The sequence below is a fragment of the Bradyrhizobium sp. USDA 4472 genome (genome assembly GCF_054058595.1).
On sequence record NZ_JBSSAM010000001.1, the window covers coordinates 6,787,515 to 6,800,106 of the forward strand.

The following is a 12,592-nucleotide window of genomic DNA, read 5'->3' on the forward strand; positions in this document are numbered from 1 at the left end:
GTGGAGCGCAGCGATACCCATCAATCCCGTCTTTGCAAGCACGATGGGTTTCGCTACGCTCTACCCATCCTACGCCCTGCGGCTCAGGGCAATAGGCAAGCCCCCTACTCCCACTCAATCGTCCCGGGCGGCTTGCTCGTCACGTCGTACACCACCCGGTTCACCCCCTTCACCTCGTTGATGATGCGCGTCGCCGTCTCGCCCAGAAACTTCATGTCGAACTGGTAGAAGTCGGCGGTCATGCCGTCGGTTGAGGTGACGGCGCGCAAGCCCACGACGTAGTCGTAGGTGCGGCCGTCGCCCATCACGCCGACGGTCTTGACGGGGAGCAGCACCGCGAAGGCCTGCCAGATGTCGTCGTAGAGGCCGTGCTTCCTGATCTGGTCGATGTAGACGGCATCGGCCTTGCGCAGGATGTCGAGCTTGTCTTTCGTGATGTCGCCGGGGCAGCGGATCGCAAGGCCGGGGCCCGGGAACGGGTGGCGACCGACGAAGATTTCGGGCAGGCCGAGTTCGCGGCCGAGCTTGCGCACCTCGTCCTTGAACAGCTCGCGCAGGGGCTCGACGAGCTTCATGTTCATGCGTTCAGGCAGGCCGCCGACGTTGTGGTGCGACTTGATCGTCACGGAGGGACCGCCGGTGAAGGAGACGCTCTCGATCACGTCAGGGTAGAGCGTGCCTTGCGCGAGGAAGTCGGCGCCGCCGATCTTCTTGGCCTCCTGCTCGAACACCTCGATGAAGAGGCGGCCGATGGTCTTGCGCTTGGTTTCGGGGTCGGTGACGCCTTCGAGCTCGCCCAAAAACCGTTTCGAGGCATCCACGTGCACCAGCGGGATGTTGTAGTGGTGGCGGAACAGGTCGACGACGGTCTTGGCCTCGTCGAGACGCAGCAGGCCGTGATCGACGAACACGCAGGTGAGCTGGTCGCCGATGGCCTCGTGGATCAGCACGGCCGCGACGGCGGAATCGACGCCGCCGGAGAGCCCGCAGATCACCTTGCCCTTGCCGACCTGCTGGCGGATTTTCGCGATCTCCTCCTCGCGGAAGGCGCGCATGGTCCAGTCGCCGGAGAGGCCTGCGATCTTGCGGACGAAGTTGCGGATCAGCTTGGCGCCGTCGGGCGTGTGCACCACTTCGGGGTGGAACATCAGGCCGTAATATCTGCGCGCCTCGTCCTGGATGATCGCGAACGGCGCGTTCGGCGAGGTGCCGGCCACCGAGAAGCCCGGCGGCATCCTGGTGATGCGGTCGCCATGGCTCATCCAGACCTGGTTCTTGCTGCCCGACGACCAGACGCCCTCGAACAGCTTGCTCTCGGCCTTCACCTCGACATCGGCGCGGCCGAATTCGCGGTGATGGCCGCCCTCGACGGTGCCGCCCAACTGGGCCGCCATGGTCATCTGGCCGTAGCAGATGCCCATCACGGGCACGCCGGACTCGAAGATCGCCTGCGGGGCGCGGGGCGAGCCGGCCTCATGCACCGATTCAGGGCCGCCGGAGAGTATCACCGCTTTCGGCTTCATCTCGTTGAAGGCGGCTTCGGCCTTGTTGAACGGGACGATCTCGCAATAGACGCCGTCCTCGCGCACGCGACGCGCAATCAGCTGCGTCACCTGGCTGCCGAAGTCGACGATGAGAATCTTGTCGTGCGCCGAGGCCACCGAAGGCGTCGACGCGGAGCGGTCGTTCTGTGCTGCTGTCATGGCAAGCCAATACGCGATGAGCCCTTGGCTCGCAACCGCGCGTCAGCGCGCGCCCACATGCTTCTTTGGGGATGGACAGATTGATATAGGTAAGTATTATTGACCTAACTGCCCCACTGAACCGGGGCCCATCAGGGAGAACGCCATGTCGAAGCTCCATCCGCCATCAACACTTGCCGCGCTCGGCCGGACCTGGGTCGAGGCCTGGAATGCGCGCGATCTCGAGCGCGTGCTGACGCTCTATGACGACGCGATCGTGATGACCTCGGATCGCATCCCGGGGTTGGGATTCGATGCCAGCGGCACCGTCCGCGGCAAGGAGAGCTTGCGGGCCTATTGGAGCAAGGCGCTGGGGTTGATCCCGAACCTGCACTTCACCCTGGTCGACGTGTATGTCAGCCCGGACAGCCTGGTGGTGTTTTACGAGAACGAGCGCGGGAAGAAGATCTGCGAGTATCTGCGGGTGAATGATGCGGGGCTGATCGTGCAGGGATCGGCTAATCATTTGCCGCATTGACACGTGCTCTCAGCAATGACGGAGACTGCGGCGCGCGCGTGCGTTACACGGGCATCGCCGGCACTGAAACAGGACCTACCCCCATGAAGCTCCCCACCTCGCCCTTCACCGTCACCGACTGGAGCAAGGTCGAGGTCACCACGCATCCCGGCGAGACCGGCGAAGCCAAATGGCGGACCGTTGATATCGGCGATCTCAGGGTGCGGATGGTCGAGTATTCGCCGGGCTATCTCGCCGATCACTGGTGCGACCGTGGCCACGTCCTCTACGTGCTCGCGGGTGAGCTCGACAGCGAGCTGCGCGACGGGCGCAAATTCAAGCTGACGCCCGGGATGAGCTACCAGGTCTCGGATTTCGGTGATGCCGCGCATCGCTCGTCGACATCCGTCGGCGCGACGCTTTTCATCGTGGATTGACGGAACCAGGCGGGTGTGCAGCGCAAAATAGCAAAGCTTGGCTGGCTCGCCACCAGCGCGTGCCGCCTTGAAGTCGCCCCAAAAAATCGCTAGATTGTGAGCATCGATCCTTGGCCGAACGACTGGGCCGCTCCGTCTTATTTCAATGGACGAGCACGTTTCAGGTATTTCTCCAAAATCGACCAACCGGGACGATGGGCGCAGTGATGCGCATTTGTCCCCCTGAGTGCATCGTCAATTGAAAGGAAATGACTATGGCAATGGGCACCGTGAAGTGGTTCAACAACCAAAAGGGCTTTGGCTTCATCCAGCCGGATGACGGCGCAAAGGACGTCTTCGTTCACATCAGCGCCGTCGAGCGCGCCGGTCTGTCGACCCTCAACGAGGGCCAGAAGGTCTCCTTCGACATCGTTGCGGATCGCCGCAGCGGCAAGTCCTCGGCCGACAACCTCCGCGCCGGCTAGTTGACCGCGACATTCGCGATCTGATCGCGGACGTACCGGTCAGAATCGTCGAGTTCAGAAGCCCCGCGACCGGGACCCGGTTCGCGGGGTTTTTGTTTGGCAATCAGCCCGCCTTCTTCAGCACCGAGACGAAGAACCCGTCCGTGCCGGTACGGCGGGGCGTCATCAGCCAGCCTTCGGCTGATCGGAGTGCGGCTTCGGCAAACGCCTCGGCCTTGTCCCAGAGCACGCTTGCAGTCTGCTCCGGCGGCACCACCGTGAACCCGGGATGCTTGGCGACGAAGGCCCTCACCTGCTCACCGTTCTCCTCGGACAATACCGAGCAGGTGATGTAGGCGATGCGGCCGCCCGCCTTCACCAGCGGAACCGCGCGCTCCAGCACCTCGGCCTGATCCTTCAGACGAATCTCCAGCGCACCCGGGCGCATGCGCCATTTGGCGTCGGGGTTGCGGCGCCAGGTCCCGGTTCCCGTGCATGGCGCATCGATGACGACGAGGTCGGCCGTGGCGCTGATATCGACAAGCGGGTCAGCGTCGCCCTTGGGTGTGCGGACGTCGGCGTTGTGGACGCCGGCACGCGACAGGCGTTCGTGAATGGGGGCGAGCTGGCGCTTGTCGCTGTCGGTCGCGATCAGCCGGCCCTTGCCCTGCATCATCGCGGCCAACGCCAGCGTCTTGCCGCCGGCGCCGGCGCAGAGATCGATCACCTGCTCGCCGGGCTTTGCCGCGGTGAACAGGGCCGCAAGCTGCGATCCTTCATCCTGCACCTCAACGCCGCCCTTGATGAAATCCTCCTCGGCCTGGATGCCCGGATTGCGCGCATCGGCCGAAAGCTCGATGCGCAGGCCATTTGGCGACCATGGCGTCGGTTTCGCATGAAGATGAGCAAGCGCCTTTAGCACCTTGTCACGGCTCGATTTTAGCGTGTTGACGCGCAAATCCAGCGGCGCCCGGCTCGCCATCGCCGCGGCTTCCGCGACGCGGTCCTCCCCGAACACCTTGGCGAGATGCGAATCGAGCCATTCCGGATAGTCGCCGGCAATCGCGGCCGGCGCATCTTTCAGCGAGCGCCGGCTGAGCGCGGCCTGCTCGGCCTCGGTCAACGGCTCGGGCGCAAACCGGCTGCCGTCGCACAGCGCGGACATGGTCGCGGTGTCCATGTTCCGCTCCAGGCGGAGCATGCCGATGAGCCGTGCGCGGGCCGTGTCGGCGTCCATCAGGAACGCGCTCGAGGCGTAACGTCGCAGCACGTCCCAGACCAGGCCGGCAATGGCCGCGCGGTCGCCGGAGCCGGCAAAGCGGTGCGCGGTGCCCCACTCCTTCATCGCCTTGGCCGCAGGCACGCGGTCCTTCTCGATGGTGTCGATCAGTTCGATGGCTGCGGACAGCCGGGCAGCGGGAGTCATTTGAATCTTTCAGATCAGATCCAACTTGTAAGCGTCAGATCAGCAACAGAATTTTCAGTGCAAAGTAAATCCACATCGCCAGCAGCACCAGCACGCTGGCAAGCCAGACCGAGGAGCGGTGGCCGAAATTGTTCGAGGTGACGAACACGCCCGCATGGGCAAAGCGCGTCACCACGAACACCCACGACATCAGCACGATGAAGAGATCGGCATGGCGTAAAGGCAGCGCCAGCGCGATCAGGGCGTAGAACAGCACCGGCAGCTCGAACTGGTTGCGGTAGCAATTGGCGATTTGCGTGGCGCCCTTCGGCCAGTTCGGCTCTCCCAGTGCAATGTCGCGGATCTTGGTCTCGCCCGAGACCAGCGCATTGCGCCGCCCGAACACCATGCCGACCAGGAGCGCGAAGGTGAGCCCGATCTGAGCGAAGACCGGCAGCAAAACCATTTGAACGGACATCGATTTTCCCATCGGGCGGAAGCCGCCGCCTGCGTCCATTAGCCGTCAGTGCTGGTCATGACAATCGACCAGTTGAACCGGCGTTCCCGATCACGCGACCAACTGCCGGTCGCTCAAGCGATTTCGGCTCCCGGGGAGCCCCCGGCGACACCCAGATCCAACGCGTCAGCGACCTCGCCTGCGGGCGCGCTGGTGCGGCGCGGTGGCGCTGAAGGCCGTGCCGGAACAGTGAGGTCGACGCTGCTGACATAAACTGACAGCATGCCGCGCTATGGGTTTCTGCATCGCGCTCACGTCAGAGAGCGCTGAACAAGGAGACCTCACATGCCAGACTTCAGCTTCCTGTTGCTCCATGTCGGAAGCCCGGGTGCAAGCGCCAAGTTCTATAGCGAGTTGCTGGACATCCCCATCATCGAGCAGTCGCCGACATTCGCCATGCTGCCCCTGCGCGATGGGGTGATGCTCGGATTGTGGTCGCGCGCCAGCGTCGAACCGAAGACCGCAGGGCAGCCTGGCTGCAGCGAGGTGGCGTTCACGGTCGCCGACGCGGCCGCCGTGGAGGAAACGCACACCGCCTGGAAAACGCGCGGACTTGCCATCGCCCAGCCGCCCACCCGAATGGACTTCGGCACGACCTTCGTCGCGCTCGATCCGGATGGTCATCGCTTGCGCGTATTCGCGCCGGAGGCCGCATGAGCCGCCGGCACCGGCAGCCTCTGAGCGCGCCGCTCAGGCGACGTTCTTGAGGTCCTGCTGAATCGCAGCGAGCAACGACTGCAACGCTTCGCTGGTCACGGGCCTGCCCGCCACATCATTGCCAGGCTCGATGTTGGCGGGCTCGACGGCCCTGACCGGGCGTTTCGGGAAGCGCGGTGGAGGTGTCGGCATCCGAGGCTGCACGGACGTGCCTTCGTCCTCGCTGTGCACGAACTTGCCGTGGATGACGTCGTCATGGCGGCCCATGACGTACATGGCCGCCCAATAGGCGGCAGCCAGCAGGATTACGCAGAAAATACCGATCTCTAGCATCGCAACACCCTAAATATGCGCGATGATTCAATGCCTTCGCCCTGACGTCAATGAACCGCCGGTCACACGCTGCGCCATTTGCGGACAGGTGTGGCCGATTGGTCACTCTTTGTTAACCATTGAGGGCCGGGGTGTGGCGCTGGAGCAATCGTACGACGCTCCAAGCCGCCACGAGACGTCCCAGGATTTGAAAGTTCAAGCCTTGTCCGGCCCGACCCGGACCAGCTGCTTGCCGAAATTGGCGCCCTTCAGGAGCCCGATGAAGGCGCCAGGGGCGCTCTCCAGGCCCTCGGTGACGAACTCCTTGTACTTCACCTTGCCGTCGCGGACCCAGCCCGACATGTCGCGCAGGAAATCGCCGTGGCGCGAGGCGAAATCCGAGACGATGAAGCCGCGGAAGGTCAGCCGCTTGGTGAGGATGTTGCGCATCATCGCGCCCGCCCATTTCGGCGGCTTCGCTTCGGTGTCGTTGTAGTGTGCGATCAAGCCGCAGACCGGCACGCGCGCGAACGCATTGAGCTGCGGGAAGACAGCCTCGAACACGGCGCCGCCGACATTCTCGAAATAAACGTCGATCCCCCCGGGGCAGGCGTCCTTGAGCTTCGCGGCGAGATCGGGATCGCGATGATCGATGCAGGCATCAAAGCCGAGCTCCTTCACCACGTAGTCGCACTTGTCCTTGCCACCGGCAATGCCGACGGCACGCGCCCCCTTGATCTTCGCAATCTGCCCGACCGCCGAGCCGACCGCGCCGGAAGCACCGGCGACGACGACGGTCTCGCCTTCCTGCGGCTTGCCGATGTCGAGCAGGCCCGTGTAGGCGGTCATGCCGGGCATGCCGAGCACGCCGATCGAGGTCGAGACCGGACCGAGCTTGGGATCGACCTTGATGAGACCCTTGCCGTTCGAGATTGCGTGCGTCTGCCAGCCGCTCCGTGCACGAACGATGTCGCCCTTGGCAAAGTCAGGATTGTTGGAGGCCGCCACCTCGCTCACCACCTCGCCCTCCATGACGCCGCCGATTGCCACCGGCGCGGCGTAGGACGGCCCCTCGCTCATGCGCCCGCGCATATAGGGATCGAGCGACAACCAGATCGTGCGCAGCAGCACCTCGCCGGCGCCGGGCGAAGGAGGTGCGAATTCCTCCAGGCGAAAATCGGATGACTTTGGTTCGCCGACGGGACGCGCGGCGAGAACGATGCGTTTGCCTTGGGACATGGCTTCCTCCGAATTGTGTTTCGGCGTCAACGGAAGCGGAGCCGGCGTGGCGCGTCAAGGCGACTGGCGCCATCCTTCGCTGGAATTTTAAGCAGCGCGCTGATCTGGTCGTTGATGAACGGCAAGCGGCCGGATGCGGGGAGCCGGATCCACTCCGTTCCGCCGATCGCATCGCATGACCTTGCGTCGGCTTGGCTAGCCCCCGCCCGGATAGTTCGGCGCCTCGCGCGTGATGGTCACGTCGTGGACGTGACTTTCGCGCAAGCCCGCGCCGGTGATGCGGACGAACTGCGCCTTGTCGTGCAGCTCCTTCATGTCCTTGGCACCGACATAGCCCATGGCGGCGCGCAAGCCGCCGGCGAGCTGGTGCATGACATTGCCGACCGGACCCTTGTAGGGCACCTGGCCCTCGATGCCCTCAGGCACGAGCTTGAGCGTGTCCTTGATGTCCTGCTGGAAGTAGCGGTCGGCAGATCCGCGCGCCATCGCGCCGACCGAGCCCATGCCGCGATAGGCCTTGTAGGAACGGCCCTGCCACAGGAAAACTTCGCCCGGCGTCTCGTCGGTGCCGGCGAGCAGCGAACCGACCATCGCGATGTCGGCACCGGCGGCGAGCGCCTTGGCGAGATCGCCGGAGAACTTGATGCCGCCGTCGGCAATGACGGGGATGTCGGACTTCCTGGCAGCCTCGACCGCGTCCATGATGGCGGTGAGCTGCGGCACGCCGACGCCGGCGACGATGCGCGTGGTGCAGATCGAGCCCGGACCGATGCCGACCTTGATGCAATCCGCACCCGCGTCGATCAGTGCCTGAGCGCCTTCGTCCGTCGCGACATTGCCGGCGACGACCTGAACCGAGTTGGAGAGACGCTTGATGCGGTTGACCGCATGCAGCACGTGGCGGGAATGGCCGTGCGCGGTATCGACGACGACGAGATCGACGCCGGCATCGATCAAGCGCTCGGTGCGCTCGAAGCCGCTATCGCCGACCGTGGTGGCCGCGGCGACCCGCAGGCGGCCCTGCGCGTCCTTGCACGCGAGCGGATGCGCGACTGCCTTCTCGATGTCCTTGACGGTGATCAGGCCGACGCAGCGATACTGATCATCGACGACGACCAGCTTCTCGATGCGATGATGATGCAGCATCCGCTTGGCTTCGTCCTGGCTGACATTCTCGCGCACCGTGACGAGGTTTTCGTGCGTCATCAGCTCGGAGACTTTTTGCCGGCGGTCGGTGGCAAAGCGCACATCGCGGTTGGTCAGGATGCCGACCAGCTTGCCCGGCGTGTTCTTGCCGGCGCCGGTGACGACCGGAATGCCGGAGATGCCGTGGTCGCTCATCAACTTGAGCGCGTCGTCGAGCGTGGCCTCGGGGCTGATGGTGAGCGGATTCACCACCATGCCCGACTCGTAACGCTTGACCTGCCGCACCTGGGCCGCCTGGCCTTCGGGATCGAAATTGCGGTGGATGACGCCGAGGCCACCGGCCTGCGCCATGGCGATCGCCATGCGGGCCTCGGTGACGGTGTCCATGGCCGAAGCCATGATCGGAATGTTGAGGGGGATCGCGCGGGTCACGCGGGACCGGATGTCGACCTCGCCCGGCATCACGTCAGACAGGCCCGGCTTCAGCAGCACGTCGTCGAACGTAAAGGCTTCGCGGATGCCTTGAAGTTGCACCGTGGCCATATGCCAACTCCTTCCTGCGGTCGTGCCGCAAATAATTATGGATGAGCGCCACCCTCGGCGTACCTTGCGGCATCGCCTGAGAATCGGAGCCCATCGGTGGGGTTGACGCGGGTCGATAGCACGGCCGCGCGACGAATCAAAGCAAATCGGACCGCCGGCCAGCCATGCACAGGCTTTTTTCGTCAATTCAGCTGAGATAGCCCACCCGCACCGTCGTTCCGGGCTCGCGACTCCGTCGCGCCGCGCAGTGACGAGGGCGAGGGTCAGAGCGGTGTTCCGCAGGATTTAGGTGCTATGCGTCGATCCGCAATGGTCCCCGCCCGTGGGCGGTGATAAGCCGGATTTCTCGTCCTTGCCTTCTGATTTCCATTACCGATCCGTCATGGTCAACAAGCAACGCGTCATTCCGCTGATCGTGGCCACTGCTCTCTTCATGGAGAACATGGATTCCACGGTCATTGCCACCTCGCTGCCGGCGATCGCGGCCGACATCGGCACCAGCCCGCTCACGCTGAAGCTTGCGATCACCTCCTACCTCCTGTCGCTCGCGGTGTTCATCCCGGCGAGCGGCTGGACCGCCGACCGGTTCGGCGCGCGCATGGTGTTCGCGATCGCGGTCAGCGTGTTCATGATCGGGTCGGTCGGCTGCGCACTCTCGGGATCGGTCACCGACTTCGTGTTCGCACGCATCCTGCAAGGCATGGGCGGGGCGATGATGACGCCGGTCGGGCGTCTCGTGCTGCTGCGCTCGGTCGACAAGAGCGCGCTGGTCAATGCCATGGCGTGGGTGACGGTCCCTGCCCTGATCGGTCCCGTGATCGGCCCGCCGCTCGGCGGTTTCATCACGACCTACGCCTCATGGCACTGGATCTTCCTGATCAACATCCCGATCGGGCTGCTCGGCATCTTCATGGCGCTGCGCTTCATCGATCCGATCAAGAGCGAGACGCAGGAGAAGTTCGATCTCTATGGCATGGTGCTTGCGGGCATCGGTCTCGCCGGCATCGCCTTCGGCCTGTCGGTCGCCGGCCTCAATTTGTTGCCCTGGAGCACGGTTGCAGCGCTGGTCGCGGGTGGCGCGATCTCGATGACGCTCTACGTGATTCACGCCCGGCGAACGGGATCGCCGGTGCTGGACTTCTCGCTGCTGAGGCTGCCGACGCTGCGGGCGGCCATCGTCGGCGGCTTCATGTTCCGGCTCGGCATCGGCGCGCTGCCCTTCCTGTTGCCGCTGCTGATGCAGATCGGCTTCGGGCTGTCGCCGTTTCATTCCGGCCTTGTCACGTTCTCCTCCTCGCTGGGCGCCATGGGCATGAAGACGCTGGCGGCGCGTCTGATCCGCGCCTTCGGCTTCCGCAACCTGATGACGGTGAACGCGATCGTCAGCGCATTCTTCCTCGCCGTCTGCGCGCTGTTCACGGTGACGACCCCGCTGCTGATCATCATGGTGATCCTCGTGGTCGGCGGCTTCTTCCGCTCGCTGGAGTTCACCGCCATCAACACGGTGGCCTATGCCGACGTTGAGAGCCCGCAGATGAGCCGCGCCACCACGCTGGTCAGCGTCAACCAGCAGCTCGCGGTCTCCGCCGGCGTCGCGGTGGGGGCGGCCTCGGTGGAGACGACGATGTGGCTCAACCACGTCAGCGAGATCAATGCCACGGTGTTCGCTCCGGCTTTCGTCGTGGTCGGGCTGACCTCGGCGGTCTCGAGCTGGTTCTTCTGGCAGATGCCCAGCGATGCCGGCCACGAGATCTCCGGCCGCAAGGCGGTCGAGGTCGCTAGTCGCAAGGGCGCCGCCAAGAGCGCGGCTACCGCCGCCGTCAAGGTCGCGACGGAAGACACGCAAGACATGCGGGATCAGCGGCTGGGGTAGCGAGGCTACGCTTTCGCCTCGCCGCGAAATCCGGTCGCCAGCACATAGCGCTCCGACGAATCCTGCCGGCTCGCCGCCGGCTTCACGTGACGCACGGTCGCAAAGTCACGCTTGAGCTGGGCGAGCAGATCGGCGTCGGCGCCGCTCTGGAATGTCTTGGCGAGGAACGTGCCGCCGGGCTTGAGCACGTCGCAAGCGAACGCGGCCGCCGTCTCGACCAGGCCGACGATGCGGAGCTGGTCGGTCTTGCGATGGCCGGTGGTGTTGGCGGCCATGTCGGACATCACGATATCCGCGCCGCCGCCCAGCATTGCTGTGAGCTTGTCGGGCGCGTCATTGTCCATGAAATCGACCTGCGCGAAGTCGACACCGGGAATGTCAGGCATTTCCAGCAGATCGATCGCGACGACCTTGCCCTTGCCGTCGACCGAGCCGACGCGCTTGGCGGCGATCTGGCTCCAGCCACCGGGCGCAGCGCCGAGATCAACCACGGCCATGCCCGGCTTCAACAGGCGGAACTTGTCGTCGATCTCCAGCAGCTTGAATGCGGCGCGCGAGCGATAGCCCGCCGCCTTGGCCTTGGCGACGTAGGGATCGTTGAGCTGCCGCTCCAGCCACAGCTTGGACGACAATTTGCGCTTGCCGCCGGTCTTGACCTGGACGTGCAAGCGACCGGTGGTGTCTTTGGCCATCTCACCAGCTCCTGAGCGCACCATCCTCGCGCATCATCTCGACCAGCATGCCCTCGCGCAGCCCCCGGTCGGCAACGCGCAGGCGCGGCAGCGGGAAAGCGTGCCTGATGGCGTCGAGGATGGCGCAGCCGGCGAGCACGAGATCGGCGCGCTCGACGCTGATGCAGCTGTTGTTGGCGCGGTCCTCATAGCTCATGCCGAGCAGCTTGGTGATGGTCGCGGTGATGTCGGTGTCGTTCATCCAGATGCTGTCGATGCGGCGGCGGTCATAGCGCACGAGATTGAGATGGATGCCGGCGAGCGTCGTCACCGTGCCCGAGGTGCCGAGCAGATGCATGCCGGTGAGGTCGCGGCCGTGCTCCGCGGCGAACGGCGCGACGTGGCTGGCAACCTCCCGCTCCATCGCGGCATAAATCTCCGGCGTCACGTCGCGGCCGCCGAACTGCTCGGCCAGCGTCACGACGCCGAGCGGGATCGACATCCACGCCTTGATGCGCGGTTCCGGACTTTGCGGGTCGCGCTCGATCCGCACCAGCTCGGTCGAGCCGCCGCCGATATCGAACAGGATGGCGCCGCGTCCCCTCGGATCGACCAGCGGCGCGCAGCCGAGCATGGCGAGCGAGGCTTCGGTCTCGCGGTCGATCACCTCGAGCTCGATGCCGGTCTCGGCCGCGACGCGGCTGCGGAAGTTCTCCGCGTTCGAGGCCGCGCGGCAGGCCTCGGTCGCGATCAGCCGCAACCGGCGCGCTTTCCGCAAATTGATCTTGTCGCGGCAGATGCTGAGCGCCGCGATGGCGCGATCGATCGCGGCCTCGCTGATGCACCCCGTCGCCGAGACGCCCTCGCCGAGCCGGATGATGCGCGAGAAGGAATCGACCACACGAAAGCCATCGTGGGTCGGACAGGCGATCAGGAGCCTGCAATTGTTGGTGCCGAGGTCCAGCGCCGCATAGACGCCGGTTCCCGCTCGCGCGGGGACGGCCGGCCCAGTGGCCAATGCCACCGCCGCCATCGACCCCTCCAGCTCACCGTGCGGCACATGGCCGTCGCGGAGCCGCGTGTGGTCATTCATACAAACTGTCTTTCCGCGGCCGGTCGGGCCGGTCTGGAATTGATTTTTCGCTTGAAA

General features: G+C 64.9%; 13 protein-coding genes. 5 read left to right on the top strand and 8 right to left on the bottom strand.

What is annotated here, in order from left to right; genetic code table 11:
* Nucleotides 1-104: 104 nt before the first annotated feature.
* Nucleotides 105-1,703: a glutamine-hydrolyzing GMP synthase gene (guaA, locus tag ACVWZ4_RS32060; RefSeq protein ID WP_456741931.1), complete on the bottom strand. Its 1,599-nt coding sequence runs from the start codon at nucleotides 1,701-1,703 to the stop codon at nucleotides 105-107.
* 145 nt (nucleotides 1,704-1,848) lie between these two features.
* On the opposite strand from guaA, the gene ACVWZ4_RS32065 reads away from it, so the two are divergent.
* From ACVWZ4_RS32065 to ACVWZ4_RS32075, 3 genes are all read left to right on the top strand, one after another.
* Nucleotides 1,849-2,220, top strand: a complete 372-nt coding sequence (locus ACVWZ4_RS32065) for a nuclear transport factor 2 family protein (RefSeq protein WP_456734892.1) — start codon at nucleotides 1,849-1,851, stop codon at nucleotides 2,218-2,220.
* An 83-nt stretch (nucleotides 2,221-2,303) separates the two neighbouring features.
* Nucleotides 2,304-2,636 (top strand): DHCW motif cupin fold protein, encoded by a 333-nt coding sequence (locus ACVWZ4_RS32070; protein ID WP_092236368.1) that lies wholly within the window; start codon nucleotides 2,304-2,306, stop codon nucleotides 2,634-2,636.
* A 254-nt stretch (nucleotides 2,637-2,890) separates the two neighbouring features.
* Nucleotides 2,891-3,100 carry a cold-shock protein gene (locus tag ACVWZ4_RS32075; protein WP_027532363.1) on the top strand — a complete coding sequence of 70 codons (210 nt, stop codon included), beginning with the start codon at nucleotides 2,891-2,893 and terminating at the stop codon, nucleotides 3,098-3,100.
* 103 nt (nucleotides 3,101-3,203) lie between these two features.
* Here the strand turns inward: ACVWZ4_RS32075 and ACVWZ4_RS32080 are convergent, their stop codons facing one another.
* Both ACVWZ4_RS32080 and ACVWZ4_RS32085 read right to left on the bottom strand, forming a co-directional pair.
* Complete coding sequence (locus ACVWZ4_RS32080; RefSeq protein ID WP_456741932.1) at nucleotides 3,204-4,505, bottom strand: RsmB/NOP family class I SAM-dependent RNA methyltransferase; 1,302 nt, start codon at nucleotides 4,503-4,505, stop codon at nucleotides 3,204-3,206.
* Between the two features lie 34 nt (nucleotides 4,506-4,539).
* A complete protein-coding gene (locus ACVWZ4_RS32085) occupies nucleotides 4,540-4,962 on the bottom strand; it encodes an MAPEG family protein (RefSeq protein ID WP_456703172.1) in 423 nt (140 codons plus the stop codon).
* A gap of 324 nt (nucleotides 4,963-5,286) precedes the next feature.
* Here ACVWZ4_RS32085 and ACVWZ4_RS32090 point away from each other — a divergent pair, with 324 nt between their 5' ends.
* The gene (locus tag ACVWZ4_RS32090; protein WP_456703171.1) at nucleotides 5,287-5,658 is read left to right on the top strand and encodes a VOC family protein; all 372 of its coding nucleotides are present in this window, start codon (nucleotides 5,287-5,289) and stop codon (nucleotides 5,656-5,658) included.
* 33 nt (nucleotides 5,659-5,691) lie between these two features.
* Here ACVWZ4_RS32090 and ACVWZ4_RS32095 read toward each other — a convergent pair whose 3' ends face one another.
* The 3 genes from ACVWZ4_RS32095 to guaB all read right to left on the bottom strand — a co-directional run bounded on the left by ACVWZ4_RS32095 (nucleotide 5,692) and on the right by guaB (nucleotide 8,898).
* Nucleotides 5,692-5,991 carry a hypothetical protein gene (locus tag ACVWZ4_RS32095; RefSeq protein ID WP_456741933.1) on the bottom strand — a complete coding sequence of 100 codons (300 nt, stop codon included), beginning with the start codon at nucleotides 5,989-5,991 and terminating at the stop codon, nucleotides 5,692-5,694.
* A gap of 195 nt (nucleotides 5,992-6,186) precedes the next feature.
* Complete coding sequence (locus tag ACVWZ4_RS32100) at nucleotides 6,187-7,209, bottom strand: NADP-dependent oxidoreductase (RefSeq protein WP_456741934.1); 1,023 nt, start codon at nucleotides 7,207-7,209, stop codon at nucleotides 6,187-6,189.
* A gap of 195 nt (nucleotides 7,210-7,404) precedes the next feature.
* Entirely contained in the window at nucleotides 7,405-8,898 is a 1,494-nt protein-coding gene (gene guaB, locus ACVWZ4_RS32105; RefSeq protein ID WP_456741935.1) for an IMP dehydrogenase, read from the bottom strand.
* A 382-nt stretch (nucleotides 8,899-9,280) separates the two neighbouring features.
* On the opposite strand from guaB, the gene ACVWZ4_RS32110 reads away from it, so the two are divergent.
* Nucleotides 9,281-10,771, top strand: coding sequence for an MFS transporter (locus tag ACVWZ4_RS32110; protein WP_456741936.1), 1,491 nt, complete (start codon nucleotides 9,281-9,283; stop codon nucleotides 10,769-10,771).
* Between the two features lie 5 nt (nucleotides 10,772-10,776).
* On the opposite strand, the gene ACVWZ4_RS32115 is transcribed toward ACVWZ4_RS32110, so the two are convergent.
* Both ACVWZ4_RS32115 and ACVWZ4_RS32120 read right to left on the bottom strand, forming a co-directional pair.
* The gene (locus tag ACVWZ4_RS32115; protein ID WP_456741937.1) at nucleotides 10,777-11,463 is read right to left on the bottom strand and encodes an RlmE family RNA methyltransferase; all 687 of its coding nucleotides are present in this window, start codon (nucleotides 11,461-11,463) and stop codon (nucleotides 10,777-10,779) included.
* 1 nt (nucleotide 11,464) lies between these two features.
* A complete protein-coding gene (locus ACVWZ4_RS32120) occupies nucleotides 11,465-12,535 on the bottom strand; it encodes a Ppx/GppA phosphatase family protein (protein WP_456703165.1) in 1,071 nt (356 codons plus the stop codon).
* Between the last annotated feature and the right edge of the window lie 57 nt (nucleotides 12,536-12,592).